Genomic DNA, 19265 nt, shown 5'->3' with positions numbered 1-19265 from the left:
GAAACACAATGAATGGATTGATCGTAAGCGGACATGGAACTTTTGCTTCAGGCCTTCAATCTGCGGCAAAACTGATAGCGGGAGACCAGCCGAATGTTGGGTTCGTTGATTTTTTGGAATCGGATTCCGTTGCGGATTTGGAAACAAAATTTAAAGCGGCCATAAATAAGCTTAAAGATTGTGAAGGTATTCTGTTTCTTTGTGACCTGGCAGGAGGATCACCCTTTAAGACAGCTGTTTTAATTTCGGCGGAACACCCGAACAGTGTTGTCATTGGCGGTACTAACCTGGTTATGGTTGTGGATGCGGCAGTTTCAAAGGATAGTTTTTCCATAAAAGAATTAAAAGATGCAGCCATACAGTCCGGGATGGACGGCATTAAAAGTTTTCAAAAGACGGAACGCCCCAAGAAAGAAGGCGGCGGTATTTAATTCCCTTAACTAACAATAAGAGGCCCCGGCTATTTCAGCTGGGGCTTGTTTTTGATCTGCTATATTATTTATTGGTAATTCTCGGCTTAGGGAAGTAACCTACTTCAACGGCATGAAGAATCATCTTTTGTATGAAGGCTTGATCTACCGGTTTGCACCGGACTCTTCCCCGGTTGAGGAAGGCTGTTGTTTCCTTGCATCCGTACCGGTATGCTGAGTCTTTAGCGCCATCACCTTCCAACTGGGCCATGGCAAGCTGAAGGGCTTCTGTCTCTTTGGGAATTGAAGAATCCAGTAGCCAATTCGTATACTCATCGAAAGCCATCGTCTCTACGTTATAACCGCAGGCGCGAATCATGCCCAAAAGCTGTTCATAGCGGATTGGTTCGGGGTGGCAGATATGGAAGATGCGGTTGGCTGTATCCGGTTGAGAGGCCAGATGAACGATCGCTTCACTGGCGAAATCGACAGGAGTAAAGTCTACGTGCCAATTAACTTCAGGTGCCTTCTCAAGGAGCAGCATGGCTTTGATCATACGATAGAACGCATTGCTGTCGATATTGCGCTGGAAACGTCCGCTTTCGGAGTGGCAGCTTAAGTTGCCGGCCCTGTAGATGGTAATGGCAGCACCCTGTTTGCTTGCTTTAAAGAGCAGTTTCTCAGCTTCCAGCTTGCTCTGGGTATAGACATTTTCTACTCTCAAATCCGGGTCGAATTCTTCTTTCCGGAGAACTGTTTCCCATTGGCCGCTTAATGCCAGATCCTCCGGAATACCCATCGTGGAGATATGGTGGAAACGTATTCCTTTTTTAAACATTGCCAGATCCGCCAAATGCTTTGTAGCGAAAATATTTGTTTTTTCAAACTGGGCAGCATCACCAAAATGACGGACATCGGCTGCACTGTGAACAATAGTGTCAATATGCTGGCGCAGAAGGGAGAGATTCTCCCCGGGTAAACCAAGACCCGGCGCTTCCAGATCTCCTTCCATTACTTTCACACGGTTCTTAGCAAGTCCCAAAACGGCCTCACCGAAATACAGCTTAAGGATATCCTGCAATCTGGATCTTCCTGTACCGGCAGAAGTCTTCCGTACAATTGGATAAATGACGGCATCCGTTTTCGTCAGAAGCTCATACAGCAGATGAGATCCCAGATAGCCGGTTGCACCTGTGAGAAGAACATGCTTCGGAACACCATATTTCAGGGTCCCCGCACTGTTCTTCAGATATAAAGGATGCTCGTCAAGGTCCGTAATATTCGTAAAGGATGCGGCATTCTTCCTTCCTTGTGTCTCTTCCATTAGATCTTCTGCCCGTTCAGCTAATTGTTCTACGGTCTTGTACGTAAAGAAATCATTGATCCTTAGCTTGGTAAAACGAGGTTTCAGCAGCGCCAGAACATGAAGTACGTCAAGAGAGTCACCGCCGATGTCAAAGAAATCATCTGTAAGACCAATTGGTTTCTTGTTTAGTACCTCTTCCCAGGCTTTCGCGATCAGGCGCTGGGGTTCCGTTTGGGGAGCCACGTAATTCCGGTCCTTGTCAAATGCATCCTCATGCGGGAAACCGGCCAGTTTTTTGCGGTCGATTTTTCCTGTGGGTGAAAGAGGAAGCTGATTCAACTGGCACAAATATTTTGGAATAAAGTAAGACGGCAGGCGGTCCGAAAGAAACTGTTTTACCTTGGATAAAGGCAGCTTGTCCTGATCTTTGGAAGTGAAGTAAGCGACAAGCATATTTTGACCGTCGGGCTCTTTTTTAGGAATGACAGCTACGTCCTGGACATCCGGGTATTTGGCAAAATTGTCTTCGATTTCGCCAATTTCGATACGGTGCCCGCGTATTTTGATTTGCGAGTCTCTGCGTCCCACATACTCTACCGTTCCGTTTTTCAGAAGTCTGGCAATGTCTCCGGATTTATAAATAAGTTCATTTAGCGCAAACGGGCTCGGAATGAAGGATTGCCTTGTTTTCTCGGGTTGATTCAGGTAGCCTTTTGCCAGTCCGACAGTAGAAATATAGATCTCTCCGGGGACATTAAGAGGACAAAGCTGATGGTCTTCATTCACGATATATATTTTATAATTATCTATCGGTTTGCCAATGGGTACATTCGCAAGATCTTCCGGTAAATATCCGCTGATTTTATGGGTCGTAGTACAGACCGTACATTCCGTAGGCCCATAGACGTTGATGATCTCAATATGCTCTCCGAACTTCCGCTGGACGGAACGGACGAGTTCACCATACAGGGCTTCCCCTGCTACGGTAATCAGCTTGACTTTTTTCAGTTTGGTATACCCCTCATCTGAGAGGTAGGTGGCCAGCTGATTGAAAAAGACGGTCGGTAAAATGGTGATAATAGTTGTCCCTGTCCGCTCGATGGCATCAGCGAATTCCTCAACCGATACTCTCTCTTCCGCGGAAAGCAGGTACAGCTTCGCACCGAAAAACAGGGCTCCGATCGTATCCCACACAGAAGCATCAAAGCTGTACGTGGCAAATTGTGTCAGGACCTCCCGCTCACTGATTCCGCACTGTTCTTTCACGACAAATCCCAGATTTACCACGCCTCTATGGGCAATAAGCGCTCCTTTCGGTTTGCCCGTCGATCCGGAAGTGTAAATAATATAAGCCAAGTCATCCGGATCTACATGGACACCCGGATTGTCGGCAGGATAGTTGTCCAAATCTTTGCTATCTATTGGTACAATTTCCTTTACTGACGTTATGGGAGTACTCAGATGTCTGGCCTTATCCGCGTAAATCTGTTTAGTCAGGATAAAAGCGGAACGGGTATCTTCCACAATATAGCTATTTCGTTCTTCAGGGTGATCAGGGTCTACCGGGACGTAGACACCGCCCGCTTTCATAATGCCAAGCAGACTGATGATAGTTTCCAGACTCCGGTCCATAAAAATGGTAACAAAGTCACCCTTCCTTACCTCTTTTTCAAGGAGAAGATGAGCGATTTGATTGGCTCTTCGGTTTAGTGCCGCATATGTATATTCTTCTTGTTGTGAAGCCAGGGCAAGATGTTCGGGAAAGCGGCTGGCGGCTTGTTCGAACATCCCGTGTATCGTCTGATTCTCAGGATAAGGAGTTTCAGTCCGGTTCAGCTTCTGATACATATTCAGGTCTTCATCCGTCAAGATGTCCACACTGTTAATCCGCTGATCCGGTCGGTTTCCCGCAGCTTGAAGCAGGGTTAGAAAATAGGAAGAGAAGCGTTTCACAGAATCTGGACTGAGCAGGGAAGCATCATACCGGATTAGGATAGAGAATTTTCCTTTCGTATTCACCCGGACCAGCCAACTGATAATGGGGCCTTTTTCCTCGTTCTCCGGAAATCCGGAATGGCACAGAAAGAAAGTGTCTGTTTGAAGGGCTTCTTCTTCAAAGTTTTCGGATTGTTCCGGGATTCCGGCCAATTGGTTTCGAATTAGTTCTTCCAGAGCCTCAAAAGTGTGAATGTTCTCCAAAGAGAGCTTAAGAGGGAAGAGGGTTCCGCTTTTCCCTTCTATGCCGGCAGCCAGTTCTTTTTCACCGGATAACCGGTACATCCAAGAAAAATAGGCTGTCAGCAGGAGGACCTGACGGTCCTTGTGGTCTGCCAACAACCGGTTGATTGCAGAAGGAACAGAGTTTTCCGTTTGGGTATATTTATATGTTCTGACATGCCGTGCGGCATCCAAAGGAATTTGCAGCACAGGCAGTGACTGATGACTTGAATGATATTGTTTTTTTACCGTAAACATAGTTTCCTCCCGCTTAGAAGTCATTTTTTCGAAACATAAAGGGAAAAGCCTCCATGCGAGATAGAGGTCCTTTTCTGCTTGCCTTTATACAGATTTGGATACATAAAATTGGCAGATTAATTGCTGCAGCTCTTCCGACATTTGAGTCAGCTTATTGGAAGCATCCACCAATGATAAGATAGAGGAATTTTGTTCTTCCACTTTGCTTGAAATGTTGTTGCTGCTTGAAGCCGTTTTACGGGCGGTATTCGTCAGTTCTTCCGCCGTTGCGGAGATTTCCTGAGTACCCGCCGAGATTTCCTCGGTTGCGCTGGATACTTCCTGGGTCTGCAAGGTTACTTTTTTCGTAGCTTCCAGGATATCCCCGAACAGTCTGCCTGTCTCCTTTGCAATCTCCATGCCGGCAGTTACTTCCTTGGTGCCTTTTTCCATAGATTGGACCGCGTCGCGGATTTCCGTCTGAATTTCCTTGATCAACTCGGCAATCTTGTTGGAGGATTGAACTGATTGTTCGGCCAATTTGCGGACTTCGTCAGCAACGACGGCAAATCCCCGACCTTGTTCACCGACGCGGGCGGCCTCGATAGCTGCATTCAAGGCGAGCAGATTAGTCTGGCTGGAAATTCCTGCAATGATATCTGTAATTTCACCGATTTCCTGGGAGCGATTTTCCAGGACTTTGATGGCATGGGAGGAGCTGTTGACGGAATCTGAAATCAGATTCATTTGTTCCGTTACCTTCTGGATGATTTCATTTCCTTGCAGAGATTTCATCTCCATGGCATATGCCTCATCTGACACATTAGCGGAACTGCTGGCAATCGTTTGAATGACCGCTGCCATTTCGGACATCGCTCTGGCCGTATCAACAGTGGTTTGCTCCTGGGTTCGGATACCGTAAGCCACCGTCTGCATGTTGGTCGAGATGAAGGATGCTCTCTCGCTGTGTTTTTCCATGATGCTGAGCAGTCCTTTTGCTGAGTCTGTCACTTCATGTGAAGTATCCTGAACCGTTAGAATCATGTTGCGGATTCGAGCAATCATATTGTTGAACTTCTGATTAATTTGACCGAGGTCACTATTGGCTGTCTTGATCTCGAAATCCAGGTTTCCCTTACTTACTTCATCAATACCGCTCATCAAATCTTTAATAGGAGACAAAATCTTTTTGACTACTACGTATTGGAACAGCAGAATCAGGGTAAGGAAACCGATCAGCAGGGTAATGCCGTAAGTAAGCAGCTTTTTCAGACCGGCAGGAACCATTCCCGCATTCGCATCTACCGCAAAATAAGCAAAAATAGTTCCGTTTGCATCTTTAATTGGATAAGTAATCGTAGTCCACGTACCAAACATGTCATGATAGAAATCGGTAAACATGACCTCGCCTGTTTTGAGCATTTCCTTTACTGTTTTGGCTACTTCCATAGGCTGTTCGTACAAATCCCCGATGTTCACGTTATCTTTGCTGAAATCTTCCATCAAATTTTGCGGCATTGCCACCAGGGAGGTTTTGCGTCCGTCCGCAAGCTCGGTTCCGAACACATAGCCCTGGGCAATGTTAGGATTATATTTGTTGACTTGGCTGAGATACTCGCGAAGTTTCGTTTGAACAGGTCCATCATAACTCTTTTCCTTAATAGCGGTCTGGATATCGTTAGGATCAATACCCTGGACCCACTTATCGGTTACAGATTGAATCTGCTGGTGCAGCTGTTTAATCAGAATTTGCTTTTGAACCAGGTAGCTGGAGACGATTAAAATAGTACCGATCAGGATGATGTTCATAAATGATAAAAGAAGATTTTTTGAGAAAAAAGATAAATTAGTAAATTTTCGCACGTGATTCCACTCCCGATTTTAGTAAAAATAATGTGACTTAAGACCTATGATCTCCACTGGGTTTATTGCCTTCAGACTCATCCCCGCAATTAAATCTGTATTATATATCGAACCAAAGTCACTAAGTTGTTAGAGATTTTTTCATGTTTTTATCATTTTTTTCATAGTAATTTTCAAAAACTTAATAATATGTACATATTATAAACTGAATTTACCTGCTGTGGGAATATGAAGAAGTTACTCATTTATAGGTCTTTAGATGCAAAAATGAAGGAAAAATTCAAGGAAAAGAAAACACGGGGCAAAAGGCAAGAAAATAGACATGCAAGGGTTTCCGCCGGATTAGAAAAGAAAAATCAGTTTGAAAGACCCGGATGTCCTATACAATAGGAGAGGCAGCCTTAATTTTGGATTTGGGGCTGCCTTAGAAACGTCAAGCCGCTTTTCAGGAAGAAGGCGGGATCGCTGCTGTCCGGGAGACGGGAGCAGGATTTTGCTTCCACTTCCGGAAGGTTTCTATAAATTGGCGTTTGCTTTCTTCATCAGGAAAGCTTTGTTTCGGAATGATAAAAGCCTGCAGGCCATTGAAATAAATGAAAAGATGCTGATCCGTTTCAACCAGGTCTCCAACCGTTTCCCATTTGACTTGGGTTTCTCCGCCGTTATTTTGCTCCGTAATTCCGTCTTCCGTTACCTCTAGCGTCTGTTTTCCGAATAAATGCTGCACGTTTGCTCCGCTCACATATTTGGTTACACTTCTGCGGGCCATACTTTCAAAAAACTTAGGATAAAATACCGCCCACACTATGGCCAAACCAATAAAAATAACAAAAAAGGGGTGTAGCCCATTCCTGATTCATGTAAGACAGAATAAACGGAATCATGATATAGATAAGCGGGATAATGAAACGCTGAATCAACAGAGAACGCTGTACGGATTTCGCATGCTTCATATGATACATATTAAATGTGATGAAATCATCTGCTGTTGTTTCGCATTGGATCTTCATACCGGGCTCCTTTCGCCAAAAAGTAATAGAGGCAAACACCTCCAGGTTCCACCCCATCATTATAACGTACCTTCAAGAGAAAACAACCTTGCCATTCTTGTTCAAGTACGGCTATTCGTTGGTTATAAAACACTGGCTTCAATTAAGAAAGCACGCGCCGCGAACTTGCTGCTCGGACATGCTCTCGTTGTGGATTTGTAGTGAAAAGAAGCAAGCAATTGTATCAGGCTATATGTGATTTTATGCACCCAGGTTTCTGAAGTTTCTTAGTCCTTTACTTACAGCTTTGGCAATAATCAGATATACGATAAATAACAACAGGAACAGAATCGAGTAGACACCGAATACGATGCAATACGGCAGGAAACCGAATTCCATACCAAGCATATTGTCTGCGGCAAAAAACGGCAGGGTAAGTAAGACAAGCAAAGCTAGCTTGAACCAGGTACCCTTATTATAAATCCTGAATGAAACGGTAAGCCGGATCCCGGCGTAATTAAGCAGCGACATTATCAAGAAAGCCAGAATGGAAGCGGTCATGATGCCATCAATACCCCATTTGGGGGCAAGTATAAGGTTTCCGATGATTTTAGTCAGTACTCCAAAGAGAACGGACCAAATCAGAAGACGCATTCTTCCCGTGCCTGTCAGGATAGCGCCGGAGGTTTGCATTAGAATCTGGAAAAAAGCACTGATGACCATCAAAATCATCATACGTGGCGCAAGCTCTACACCAATTTGTACACCGCCAAAATTGAAGATGCCCGAAATCGGAAAAGCTGTGATACAAAGAAGCAAAACCATCGGCAATCCGGTGATAATCGATATGCGATAGACCTTGGTCACATTCCGGCTTACGATTTCCATGTTCCGCAGCGAATAGTTGGATGAAATAATCGGTACGGCCGTTTGGCTGAGGGCAATAGCCAGGATCACCGGCAGCCCTGCAATCGGCTGGGCGATGCCGGTATAGACTGATACTACATCGGCAGCATCGGATAGTCCCATTTGTCCATGCAGCAAAGAAATAATGGTGGAAGTATCGATCGTATAAATGACCGTCACCGCCATGGAATAGATGACGATAGGAAGACCGGTCAGAATAATCATGTGAAAAAAAGATTTATTAAATAAAAAATATTTAAGCTTGTGCGGCCTCTTTGTATTCCTTAATGTCCGGAGTACGGAGGTTTCCGGAAACATCTTTTTCGAATAGAACACCATAATGAATAATGCCCCTATCCCGCCTACAACGGCTCCGAAAGAAGCACCGGCAGCAGCCGCATTCGTGTTGACGGACAAGAAGACCCAGGCAAGAAGCAGTGAACTTGCTACACGGAAAATTTGTTCTACGATTTGTGAAATGGCATTAGGCGTCATATGCTGCCGCGCCTGAAAATGGCCGCGCATAATCGCAATCAACGGGAAAAACAGCAGTGTCGGTGCGATTGCCCGGATAGATGAAACAGCCGACGGGCTTTTGACCCAGGATGCATAAAGAGGAGCAGCTATGTATAAAAGCAAGGCTGCCAAAAAACCGATCAAAATGGCATAGAGGATAGCGGAAGCGTACAGTTCCCGGGCCTCTTTTTCACACCCGTTTGCCAGTTTGGCAGAGACTGTTTTGCTTAGTGCGCTTGGGATTCCGGCCGTAGCCACGATAAGGATCAGTGAATAAATATTGAAAGCGATGCCGTAGGTACCCACGTCACTAAGGAGCATATAGTTAAGCGGGAGCTTTTGAAAGACCCCTAAAAATCTTGAAATAAATGCGGCCAGTGTGAGAACCAGCGTTCCGCGGATTAACGAGTCTTTAGTCAAAGGGTGTACACCTTCCCGTTTCAAAAATAAGAATGAATTGCCGATCGGCTTCATGCAAGCAGCAAATTTGTTATCTATTGTATCACAAGTCAGTGATCATGAACGAGAAGAAAGTAGGAACGGGGCGGTTTTTGGCGGAAAATGCCAAACATTCATGGAGCTGTCGGATAACAATGAAAAGGAAATTGTGGATAGATAGCTTCTTCGCAATGAACTATCCACAGATTTTTCTGAAAAATAAGAAGAATACACAATTCATCAACAAAGTTTTGCACATTTTCCACAGATATTGTGAATGATTGGTAGTTATAACCCAGATGTTGTGGATGAGTAAGACGGGAGGAAGAAATCATCCACAGAAAAACAGTAGGGAATTCTTTGGGGACTAACGGAAAAAAATCGACAGGTTCCGATTGTACCACGTTTTGGGAAGAAAGCAAACAACTGTTCCGGAGATTTTCCTAAAAGAAGAAAAAAGTTTCCCGCAACACCTTGCAGGTGTAACAGGAAACTTCTTTGTGTGTAAGCTTTAAAAATAATCAGCATGCCAAGGCTGCTCATTCGGAATCAGGCGCTCAAGCCAGTTAACCATTTCAACCGGACCTTTAATCCGTTCCACTTTTTTCAGATAGGCAGGGCGCCTGTAGCTGAGCATCATCGTTGTTAGCGTCTGAATGTCCATGGAAAGGCCGTCCTCACGTCCAGATTCCTTAGTTACGGTTAGCCGGCTTTCATCATTCCAGGAAAGGACGAAAGTATCGTTGTTCCAATCCAGCATAGGGTCTTTTAGATGCAGTACAATCTCCTTGATTGCAGGATCTGTCCGAACAGGTCTCTGGAAAGGGAACTCCTCCAGAAATCCTTGAACGTCTACAATTCTTCCCATGTAATAAGGGGAGATTTTTTGCTCAATTTCACCGTCTTCCAGCAGAAAGGCGAGGGGTTCATTGGTGAAAATTTTGCCTTTTACATCGTATACCATCGAGATATGGGCCCGGATAAAATTCCAAAGGCCGCGCCTGGCTTCCTCGTCCAAATAAATCATTTCCGTGGCAAAGAACGTTTCTTCCTCCACCTTATAATAGATATATCCGGTCGGCTGGCCTTCAGGATTATAATATATGGCTACCGATAAATCCGACCTCTCCCAGCGGAAACGTTCGTCCCAGGCCAAAGCGTTGCGGATCATGGCTCCATGGGTCCGTCTGGCGAAACGGGCATATACCTGTTCCTTATCGGGATGATCGATTACAACCCTCATCGTGCGTCCCGGCACTTGGCTCATTTTGGGAATCTGTGTATCTTTTACTCTGTAATCAATCACATCGGATATGATCTCCCAGCCTTTTTTTCGATAATAGGGGATGGAGTAGGGGTACAAATAGGAAAGCGTCTGGCCTTTCTCTTTCATCCGGAACAGCATTTCCTTCATTAGAGAGTGAATGAGCCCTTTGCCGGCATATTCGGGATAAGTACCAACCCCGGTGAGACCCCCCATTTTGTATAATTTGCCATGGATATTAACTTGAAAAGGATAGACCATGATCTGGGAAACCAGTTTATCTTTATCGAACCACCCTAATACATCGCAAGCTTGCAGGAGCGGTTTTTTCATATTGAGCAAATATTTATCCCCGATTTCATTGATCTCCGCATTTGTAATTTGAAATACGTAATTCATCAGGTCGTTAAACTGTTCCAAGTGTTTTTCTTTGACTTCGCGCATCTCTAAACTTTCTTTAAGGTCTTGCGGTGACATGATGAGACTCTCCTTTAGTTCATCTTTTTTTATAAGAAACAGATACATCCTATTATGGATGGGTGAATGGAATGTATGCATAAATAAACAGGCAGAAACTCCTGCTGAACAAGCGATTACTGAATAATAAAAATCATTGGGGTTAAAGAACAAAAGTAAATTGGAAAAGACAACGGGAAAAGAGCCGCTCTTACAGCAATTAAGGAAGAGGCAATAAGGAAGGGATGAAGCTATGTATAGGAGAGGTCAAAACGTTTCCAGATAATAAAGCAGGTATTCCGTCGGTGCGGTTCCATAATTTCAATTCCTTTCATCAAAATGGTTCTTTATTCTTATTATAGCATAGAAAAGGGTTAGACTTAAAATCATCGGGCCGCCTCAAAAGCATTTACCCCAAAAAATAGCCGCCTGTTGCAGAACAAGCGGCTATTTTTATACTGGTATTCAATTGCCGGAAGCGACTAGCGTATACTTATCATTCGTCAAATTAAGTTTCATTCCGGAAGTGGTATAGACCTTCTTGTCTTTGGTTATAAAAACCGCTTCAACCCCCTTAAGTTTTTCCACAAAATCCAATCCTTTTTCAAGTCCGAGGGTGAAGGTCTTGGCCAAAGCATCGGCATCGATGGATTTGTCCGTCAAAATAGTGACGCTGCTTAAATTGTTTTCTACCGGATATCCGGTATCCGGATCTAAAATATGATGATAATGTTTGCCGTCTTCAACGAAATAACGTTCGTATATTCCCGAGGTCACAACAGTCTGGTTATCTACCTTGATGTTTCCGATCTGATTTCCCCGTGATTCAGCCGGATCCTGGACGCCTACTGTCCACAGCCGGCCATCCGGTTTTTTGCCGAGGGCAAATATATTACCTCCCAAATCAATAATGGCACTGTGAAAATCATGCTCGGTCAAGTAATCCGCAATGCGGTCTGCGATATACCCTTTGGCGATACCTCCAAGATCCAGAGCCATACCGGCTTCTTCCAGCTTAACCGATTTATCTTCATCATGAAGCGTTATTTTGCGGAAATCACTGAGTTTACGGTTTTTTTCAATTTCATCTTTGGGAGGTACCTTGGCTCCTTCTGTGCCGATTCCCCACAAAGAAACGAGAGGACCGATAGCCGGATCAAAGCGGCCATCTAGCATTTCCGCATATTTCATGGCTGTTTTGATAACGTAATAGGTCTCGTCCGAAATCTTGACGGCTTCTTTACCGGCAGCCTGTTGGATCTTTGAAAGTTCGCTATCCTCTACAGTCCGGCTCATTTTTTGGTCAATATCCTTCATCATGTCGTGCATTTCTTTAAAATTTTGATCCGTAACACGAGGGTCATACACTTTAATGGTTACAATCGTATCGAAAATAAAATAGGTTTCAGATTTGGGCTCGACCGCAGCCGTGGATGCTCCTTTTTTGGATTCAGATTGGTTGCTGCAGCCGACCAGACCTATAGCAAGCATAACCGAGAAAAGAAGAATGCTTGTTTTTTTGAATGTATGCATAGAATTCCCTCTCTCTTCTGATTCTAGCTGGATTATATCATTCAGAATAATGCGGGAATGTGATATTGTTCACAAAAAGCTGTTAAGAATCGTACTATAGTAGAAGATAGAGAAATAGGAAGATTTCATGACACTGTGAAGTTTTGATGGTTGATGATTGTACAGGCCCTTTGAAGTGCTCTTTCAGGACAATCTTCATTGATGATTTTCTGCGGGGCAGTGTATAATGGGCGTGTTTTTTCAAAATTTTGATTCAAGGAGACCGTATTTCAGCCATGAAATTAAAAAGAGGAGACTGGATGATCATTATCCTGGTCATAGTGGCAGGATTAGCTTTCATGATTCCAAGATACTGGCCGTCTGACCAAACAAATGGAAAAAGTCACAACAATAAAACGTATGCGAAGATTTCCGTGGACGGAAAGGAATTTAAAACCGTCGAGCTCACACAGGAAGAACAAATCATAGAAGTAAAAAGTGATCATGGCCTTAATATCATAAAAGTTCATGATTACGGGGTGGAAATGACCGATGCGGATTGTCCGGATGAAGTATGTCTGACGTTTGGATTTGTTACCAAACCAGGCTAAAATATTGTATGCCTGCCTCACCGGGTGCTTGTTGAAGTGATAGGAGACGGCGGCATACAGGGAGATGATGAAATCGATGCCTCAACCTAATTCAATGAGGGAAACCTCGTCTGCTTTGAAAAAGGCAGTGATTATTGCCATCTTTGCCGCAGTAGCCGCTGTACTCAGTGTAGTAGAAACCATGATTCCAATGGGGGTCCAAATTCCCGGTATCAAGCTTGGGCTTGCCAACATTATGGTCCTGACCTGCCTGTATTTTATGAAGGGGCGGGATGCTTTTTCGCTTATTATTCTGAAAACGATCTTAACCGCCTTCCTATTCGGGACGTTCTCCGTATTTTTGTTCAGCTTCTTTGGTGCCTTATTCAGTTTCGTCGTGATGCTGCTTCTGATGAAACTTGGCAAAAAAGAGTTCAGTCTGACCGGTATCAGTATAGCCGGCGGTATTTTTCATAATATCGGCCAGCTGACGGCGGCTATGATTGTTATGAAATCGTCGGTTATTTTTTATTATCTTCCGGCTTTAATGTTTAGCGGCGTCGTAACGGGGGTCTTTATCGGGATAGCCGTCCGATATCTGACTGCGGCTTTGTCCAAGCTGTCTCTGTTTGAATCATTTCTGGCAGAAGAAGCCTGAGAATTCGCAGAGAAAAAAGAGCGGGAGAGGAAAAAATGAGGGATCCTTTGATAGAACTGAACCGCGTTTCATTTGCCTACCGCGAGGGGGAACCGCTTCTTCAACAGATCAATTTGATCATACCTGAAGGACAATGGGTGTCCATAGCAGGCGCTAACGGCTCAGGCAAATCTACACTAGTCAAACTCTTAAACGGACTATTGGCCCCTTCCGAAGGGAGAGTTTATATCGGTGCTATGGAAGTGATGCCGGATACGCTTGTTGAAATAAGGCAGAAGGTGGGTATGATTTTTCAAAATCCGGATAACCAGTTCGTTGGCACAACGGTAGAAGAAGATATAGTGTTCGGCCTGGAAAACCGCTGTCTGGATATAGAGGAGATGAAGCAGCGGCTCCATCAATATGCCTATAAACTGCAGATTGCGGACCTGCTGGATAAGCACCCCAGCCAATTATCCGGCGGGCAGAAACAAAGGGTTGCTATTGCCGGAGTGCTTGCTGTAGAGCCTGATATTGTCGTATTTGATGAATCAACCTCGATGCTCGATGAGAGGGCCAAACGGAACATCATCAGCCTCATGAAGCAGATGCGGGCGGAAAGACGATATACGATGATTACCATTACTCATGATACGGATGAGATCGCCGCTTCGGACCGGGTGGTTGTTTTGAACGGGGGAAACGTGGCGGCAGACCGGACTCCGGAGGAGCTCTTCCAGGACGAAAAGCTGCTGGCTTTATGCAGGTTGAAGGAGCCTTTTCATATGCAGGTATGCAGGCGGCTAAGGGAAAGAGGAATTCAGGTAGGTCTGCATCTCGGGGAAAAGGAGCTGTTGGAAGAGCTATGCCGATTCAATTCGAAGAAGTAAGCTATGCTTATCAGGCGGAGAGCCCCCTGGAGCAGGAGGCTCTGAAAGCGGTCAGCCTAACTGTTGATAGTGGTCAATTTGCAGCTATTATAGGAGCAACCGGTTCCGGCAAGTCTACGCTTGTGCAGCATATGAACGGTATTCTTAGACCGACCAAAGGTACTGTCCGCGTATTGGACATGACAATAAGGCCCGGTTTAAAACAAAACATGAAGGAGATCCGCAGGCGTGTCGGGCTGGTCTTTCAGTTTCCCGAACAACAACTGTTCGAGGAAACGGTTGAGAAGGACCTGTGTTTTGGTCCGCGGAATTTCGGAGCCGGTCCGGAGGAAGCGAAGCTTATGGCACATCAGGCCATGGAGCTGATGGGACTGGACCCGGTACTGCTGGGGCGCAGTCCCTTTCAGCTTAGCGGCGGGCAAATGCGTAAAGTTGCCATCGCTTCTGTACTCGCGATGGACCCGGATGTCCTTGTGCTGGATGAACCAACGGCCACACTTGATCCTCAAAGCCGTGAGGATTTAATGAAACTTTTGCACCGCCTAAGCACAGAGAAAAACAAAACCGTCATTCTGGTCACTCACCGTCTGGATGAATTGCTCGAATTATCCGACCGGATTGTGGTCATGCATGAGGGAAGTGTCCTGTTTGCAGGTTCGAAAAAGGAGTTTTTCCACCAGTCCCTTATGTTGGAGAGCAAGGGAATAGAGCTTCCCAAGTCCATCCGGTTGTTTCACAACTTAGAGCGGAGCTTTGGTGTTAAACTGGACCCATCCGGTTTTTCACCGGAGAAGGCCGCCGAGACAATCGCTTCCGCACTGGGGAATATTTCTGACCGTTAAGGAAGGGGGGAGCGGCATGAACGATGCTTTTATCCTCGGGAGATATATAGAGACAGGCTCCTGGATCCATAGAATGGACCCGAGGGCCAAAATTACGGCAATGGTGCTGTATTGCATTGTCATTTTAGTCACGGATGATCCGGATTCCTATGGCCTCGTTACGGTTTTTTCCATCCTGATGCTGCTCAGCTCCAAAATACCGCTAAGTACCTATGTGAAGGCGATGAAACCGCTGCGGTTTCTCATGCTGTTTATCTTTCTGTTCCATCTGTTATTTATCAAAGACGGAACAGCTCTTTTTTCGCTTGGCGTAGCGGAGGTCCACTCAGGAGGATTAATTCTGGCCTGTACTACAGTATGGCGGATGGGTATGCTGGTTTCATTTACAGCCATTCTTACGTTTACCACTACACCGAATAAATTGGCACAAGGATTGGAGGATGTGATGAAGCCGCTTGGATGGGTAGGTTTGTCCCCCGAGAAGCTGACTCTTATGATCAGTCTCGCACTCCGGTTCATTCCGACCATATTCGAAAAAACGGAAAAAATTCTCAAGGCGCAAGCTTCGCGGGGAGCGGATATCAAGGAACTTCCCTGGGTGGAAAAAGGAAAAATGCTCGTGTCTTTGTTGGTCCCCGTTACCGTAAGCTCCTTTCGCCGTGCGGAAGACCTGATTCATTCCATGGAATCTCGGGGATATGTGCTCGGTGCTCCCAAAACCCGGTATCACAGGTTGAACTGGTCGAGAAATGACAGCCTGTTCTTGGCTTCATTTCTTTTGCTTGTCTTTCTGGTAATATCAGGGGGAATTTGGTTGTAGTCCCGTCTTGTTCCATGATAAAATTCACAGTATCGCCCCGCCTATGAGGTATAAACGTGTGATTTTTCACACAAGCACATCGTCGGGCCTTGTTACACTTGAGATATCTTACAAGCGACGGAGGATGACATCATGGCAAGATATTTTAACGGAAAAGAAATTGAACTGCTTGCTCCGGCAGGCACATTTGAGATTTTTGAAGCGGTTATACGGGCAAACTGCGATGCCGTCTATTTTGGCGGTCCCAGTCTGAATATGCGGATGATCCGCAAGGGATATAACCTTTCTTATGAGGAAATTGAAAAAGCTGTTTGCATAGCCCATGAACTCGGAAAAAGGGTCTATGTGACCGTAAATAATCTGCTTAACCAAGAAGACCTGGAGGAGGCGCGCAAATATCTTCAATTTCTGGACGGCGTATAGCCGGATGCCATTATTGTACAGGATTTCGCCATTCTTGCCCTGATTCGGGAGATGAACCTGAGTATTCCGGTTCACGCTTCCGTCATGATGAATGTGCACAACCTGGAGATGATTGAAGCTCTTGAGAAGCTGGGAGTTACCCGGGTGGTGGCCTCCAGAGAAATGGACCTGCAGACAGCCCAGTATCTTCAGTCCAAAACGGGGATGGAGTTCGAGTATTTTGTTCATGGGGATATGTGTTCGGTGAACGGGGGGAACTGCCTGTACAGTTCATTCCTGTTCGGCATGAGCAGTAACCGGGGACGCTGTCTGAAGCCCTGCAGATGGGACTATCGGGTGAAAAGGGACGGTTATGTCTTCCCCACAGAATATCCGCTGGCTGCCAAAGACATGTATATGTACGAGCATATTCCGGAGCTGATCAAATCGGGCATTTGCTCCTTTAAAATTGAAGGCCGCATGAGGGAAAAAGAGTTCCTTACCAAACTTGTGAACAGCTATGGGGAAGCCATCGACCGGTACATTGAAGACCCTGTCGGATTTGACCGCCGTAAAGACCAGCAGCAGTTGTTCGAAAACCGGAAAAGGGATTTCTCAACGGCTTATGCCTTCGGCAAACCGGGACTGTCCAACATTAACCGCCGTTATGAAGGAACGGGCAAGTTCTACAGTACGGGCAAAGTATTCAGTACACCTACTGCAGAAAGGGAAATAAGTGATAAACGTCTGGAGGAAATTCAGGAGGCTCTCATGCAGGAGCATAACCGTGAACGCAAGGAACCTGAACTGTGTGTAAGAGTCAATAACATGGAACAGGCCAAAATGGCGCTGGAACAAGGTGTGGAACATTTATATCTGTCCGGTGATGTATTCCTTCCGGATCTTCCGTTCACAAAAGCAGAGGTGGAGGAACTGATTCGGTTAAAAGGGGATACCCGTCTTTATTTGGGCATGCCCCGGATGATGAATGAACTGCAGACGGAGCAGTATTATCAACTTCTGAGTGCAAAGCAACTGGATTTGGACGGCCTGCTGGTGACAAGCATCGGGGCCATGGATAAATTTTATAAATTTGGCTATCCCATGATCGGGGATTTCAATCTGAATCTGTATAACCATAAGGCTGCCGAAGTGTATGCCGACTTTGGGGCACGCCGTATGACAGCTTCCCTGGAGCTTCCGCTTGAGGATTTCGTAAACCTGATTCATAACAATCCTCTTCCTACAGAAGTCATTGTGCATGGTTCCCCGGTTGTGATGTACATGGATCATGATCTGTACGAAAATACGGAAGTGATGGAACCGATAGCGGAAGAGGACAATGCGTACGTAGATAATAAATATCTCGTACTGCTTACTGACAAAGGGGAAAATCCGGTATATAGAGATTCTTTCGGACGAAATCATCTGACCTTATCCAAGGAACTTTGCTGCCTTCCGTTTCTTTCCCAGCTGATAGGAGCCGGTGCGGGGCACTTCCGCATTGAGGGATGCACATACACAACCGAACAGCTCAAACATATCATTCAAACCTATAAACAGGCTTTGCAGCAGCCGGAAGAGGCAGAGACTTTGTATAGACAAATGAAACCTGTGTATGCAGGCTATACGCTGGGAACATTGCAATTTTAACCCCGGCGTCCATATGGAAAGGAGCGTAGACAGATATGAACCAGGCTATAGGAGCCGAAGCCATTCTGAAGAAGCGCAAGCAATATTTTTATCCCTGTACCGCCCATTTCTACAAGCAGCCTCCGCAAATTGTAAGGGGCCGCATGCAGTATCTGTATGATGACAACGGCAAACAGTACCTGGACTGCTTCGCCGGAGTTTCCGTTGTTGCTTGTGGCCACTGTAACGAGGAGATTACGCGTGCCACTATCCGTCAGCTGGAAACCCTGCAGCATACGACGACCCTTTACCTGACGCAGCCGATGGCAGATTTGTGTGAGCGGCTGGAGCGTATCCTCCCGGGGCAAATCAGACGGACTTTCTTCTGTAACAGCGGTTCGGAAGCTAATGAGGGAGTGCTGCTGCATGCACGTTTGTATACAGGGCGCAGAAACTTCATCGCTTTGGATAAAGGACTGCACGGACGCACTTACTTGACGATGGGGGTAACCGGACTGCCTATGTGGCGTGCAGATGATTACCTGGATGCCGAAGTCAGTTTTATTTCGCGTCCACATGATGTCTCCTTAACATCTGAAGAAGCTGCCCATCGTTCGCTTGATGAACTGAAGCGGCTTCTCGAAGAAAAGGGGGAAACGTTTGCGGCCATGATCGTGGAGCCGGTTCAGGGTAACGGGGGCATGATCGTACCCGCTCCATGGTATTTCCGTGAAGTGAAGGCACTGCTAAAACAGTATGGCATTCTGCTTATCGCAGATGAAATTCAGACCGGCTTCGGCCGTACAGGCAGGATGTTTGCAATGGAGCATTTCGGAGTAGTACCGGACATCCTCTCGATGGCTAAAGCGCTTGGCAACGGTATCCCTATCTCTTGCTTCTCCACGACAGATGAGATCGCATCCGCCTTTAACCGGCCTTCGGCCTCTACTTTCGGAGGAAATCCGGTATCTTCTGCTACGGCGATAGCTGTACTTGAATACATTCAAGAACATAATTTGGCGGAGTGTGCGGAGAGCCTTGGGAATACATTGATGCACGGGCTGAACATGATGCTCAAATACAAGATTGTAAGTGAAGTACGCGGACTTGGCCTGATGGTTGGGGTGGAGATTTGTGCGGAGAATCCGGAACGGGGAGCTGTATTGGTGGACCGGATTCTGGAGGAAATGAAAGACCGCGGTTATTTGATCGGCAAAAACGGTGTAGGGCGCAATGTTCTGGCCTTTCAGCCACCCCTTGTGATTACGGAAGAGGACTTGAACAGCATGCTGGTTGCTTTGGATGAAGTGATAGCCGGCTGCCAGTCTTAGAAGGAGA

At 45.8% G+C, this 19265-nt stretch carries 14 protein-coding genes and 1 pseudogene; 8 read left to right on the top strand and 7 right to left on the bottom strand.

Features of this window, described 5'->3' with window-relative positions:
• Nucleotides 1-8: 8 nt before the first annotated feature.
• Nucleotides 9-431 (top strand): PTS galactosamine/N-acetylgalactosamine transporter subunit IIA, encoded by a 423-nt coding sequence (gene agaF, locus BXP28_RS14880; protein WP_023485438.1) that lies wholly within the window; start codon nucleotides 9-11, stop codon nucleotides 429-431.
• Between the two features lie 64 nt (nucleotides 432-495).
• Here the strand turns inward: agaF and BXP28_RS14875 are convergent, their stop codons facing one another.
• The 7 genes from BXP28_RS14875 to BXP28_RS14840 form a co-directional block, all read right to left on the bottom strand.
• Nucleotides 496-4191 carry a non-ribosomal peptide synthetase family protein gene (locus BXP28_RS14875; protein WP_036655426.1) on the bottom strand — a complete coding sequence of 1232 codons (3696 nt, stop codon included), beginning with the start codon at nucleotides 4189-4191 and terminating at the stop codon, nucleotides 496-498.
• A gap of 84 nt (nucleotides 4192-4275) precedes the next feature.
• Nucleotides 4276-6033, bottom strand: coding sequence for a methyl-accepting chemotaxis protein (locus tag BXP28_RS14870; RefSeq protein ID WP_024093155.1), 1758 nt, complete (start codon nucleotides 6031-6033; stop codon nucleotides 4276-4278).
• A 445-nt stretch (nucleotides 6034-6478) separates the two neighbouring features.
• Entirely contained in the window at nucleotides 6479-6802 is a 324-nt protein-coding gene (locus BXP28_RS14865; protein ID WP_023485441.1) for a YcxB family protein, read from the bottom strand.
• A gap of 13 nt (nucleotides 6803-6815) precedes the next feature.
• Nucleotides 6816-7043 carry a hypothetical protein gene (locus tag BXP28_RS14860; RefSeq protein ID WP_144083284.1) on the bottom strand — a complete coding sequence of 76 codons (228 nt, stop codon included), beginning with the start codon at nucleotides 7041-7043 and terminating at the stop codon, nucleotides 6816-6818.
• A gap of 240 nt (nucleotides 7044-7283) precedes the next feature.
• The gene (locus BXP28_RS14855) at nucleotides 7284-8864 is read right to left on the bottom strand and encodes a polysaccharide biosynthesis protein (protein ID WP_046655058.1); all 1581 of its coding nucleotides are present in this window, start codon (nucleotides 8862-8864) and stop codon (nucleotides 7284-7286) included.
• Nucleotides 8865-9393: 529 nt separating this feature from the next.
• Nucleotides 9394-10623: a GNAT family N-acetyltransferase gene (locus BXP28_RS14845; protein WP_036655424.1), complete on the bottom strand. Its 1230-nt coding sequence runs from the start codon at nucleotides 10621-10623 to the stop codon at nucleotides 9394-9396.
• A 444-nt stretch (nucleotides 10624-11067) separates the two neighbouring features.
• Complete coding sequence (locus tag BXP28_RS14840; protein ID WP_023485444.1) at nucleotides 11068-12135, bottom strand: FAD:protein FMN transferase; 1068 nt, start codon at nucleotides 12133-12135, stop codon at nucleotides 11068-11070.
• Between the two features lie 275 nt (nucleotides 12136-12410).
• Here BXP28_RS14840 and BXP28_RS14835 point away from each other — a divergent pair, with 275 nt between their 5' ends.
• The 7 genes and pseudogenes from BXP28_RS14835 to BXP28_RS14805 all read left to right on the top strand — a co-directional run bounded on the left by BXP28_RS14835 (nucleotide 12411) and on the right by BXP28_RS14805 (nucleotide 19258).
• Nucleotides 12411-12725, top strand: coding sequence for a NusG domain II-containing protein (locus BXP28_RS14835; RefSeq protein ID WP_309555446.1), 315 nt, complete (start codon nucleotides 12411-12413; stop codon nucleotides 12723-12725).
• 76 nt (nucleotides 12726-12801) lie between these two features.
• On the top strand, nucleotides 12802-13362 hold the full coding sequence (locus BXP28_RS14830; protein ID WP_374049690.1) for a Gx transporter family protein: 561 nt from the start codon (nucleotides 12802-12804) through the stop codon (nucleotides 13360-13362).
• A gap of 35 nt (nucleotides 13363-13397) precedes the next feature.
• Nucleotides 13398-14231, top strand: coding sequence for an energy-coupling factor transporter ATPase (locus BXP28_RS14825; protein WP_023485447.1), 834 nt, complete (start codon nucleotides 13398-13400; stop codon nucleotides 14229-14231).
• Nucleotides 14207-15073: an energy-coupling factor transporter ATPase gene (locus BXP28_RS14820; RefSeq protein WP_036655420.1), complete on the top strand. Its 867-nt coding sequence runs from the start codon at nucleotides 14207-14209 to the stop codon at nucleotides 15071-15073. Before BXP28_RS14825 ends, BXP28_RS14820 begins: the two co-directional genes overlap by 25 nt.
• Before the next feature lie 16 nt (nucleotides 15074-15089).
• A complete protein-coding gene (locus tag BXP28_RS14815; RefSeq protein ID WP_036655417.1) occupies nucleotides 15090-15893 on the top strand; it encodes an energy-coupling factor transporter transmembrane component T family protein in 804 nt (267 codons plus the stop codon).
• Nucleotides 15894-16025: 132 nt separating this feature from the next.
• A pseudogene (locus BXP28_RS14810) lies at nucleotides 16026-17948 on the top strand (peptidase U32 family protein).
• A 35-nt stretch (nucleotides 17949-17983) separates the two neighbouring features.
• On the top strand, nucleotides 17984-19258 hold the full coding sequence (locus BXP28_RS14805) for an aspartate aminotransferase family protein (RefSeq protein ID WP_023485452.1): 1275 nt from the start codon (nucleotides 17984-17986) through the stop codon (nucleotides 19256-19258).
• Nucleotides 19259-19265: the final 7 nt, after the last annotated feature.

It is taken from the genome of Paenibacillus larvae subsp. larvae, assembly GCF_002003265.1.
Lineage (GTDB): Bacteria > Bacillota > Bacilli > Paenibacillales > NBRC-103111 > Paenibacillus_H > Paenibacillus_H larvae.
Note: the sequence above shows the minus strand (reverse complement) of the source record. Positions and strands in the feature narration are given on the sequence as shown.

Coding starts and splice junctions, on each gene's coding strand:
- BXP28_RS14840 (WP_023485444.1), bottom strand. CDS start 12,135: ATGCATACATTCAAAAAAACAAGCATTCTTCTTTTCTCGGTTATGCTT.
- BXP28_RS14825 (WP_023485447.1), top strand. CDS start 13,398: ATGAGGGATCCTTTGATAGAACTGAACCGCGTTTCATTTGCCTACCGC.
- BXP28_RS14830 (WP_374049690.1), top strand. CDS start 12,802: ATGCCTCAACCTAATTCAATGAGGGAAACCTCGTCTGCTTTGAAAAAG.
- BXP28_RS14875 (WP_036655426.1), bottom strand. CDS start 4,191: ATGTTTACGGTAAAAAAACAATATCATTCAAGTCATCAGTCACTGCCT.
- BXP28_RS14865 (WP_023485441.1), bottom strand. CDS start 6,802: ATGGCCCGCAGAAGTGTAACCAAATATGTGAGCGGAGCAAACGTGCAG.
- BXP28_RS14845 (WP_036655424.1), bottom strand. CDS start 10,623: ATGTCACCGCAAGACCTTAAAGAAAGTTTAGAGATGCGCGAAGTCAAA.
- BXP28_RS14860 (WP_144083284.1), bottom strand. CDS start 7,043: ATGAAGATCCAATGCGAAACAACAGCAGATGATTTCATCACATTTAAT.
- agaF (WP_023485438.1), top strand. CDS start 9: ATGAATGGATTGATCGTAAGCGGACATGGAACTTTTGCTTCAGGCCTT.
- BXP28_RS14820 (WP_036655420.1), top strand. CDS start 14,207: ATGCCGATTCAATTCGAAGAAGTAAGCTATGCTTATCAGGCGGAGAGC.
- BXP28_RS14835 (WP_309555446.1), top strand. CDS start 12,411: ATGAAATTAAAAAGAGGAGACTGGATGATCATTATCCTGGTCATAGTG.
- BXP28_RS14805 (WP_023485452.1), top strand. CDS start 17,984: ATGAACCAGGCTATAGGAGCCGAAGCCATTCTGAAGAAGCGCAAGCAA.
- BXP28_RS14815 (WP_036655417.1), top strand. CDS start 15,090: ATGAACGATGCTTTTATCCTCGGGAGATATATAGAGACAGGCTCCTGG.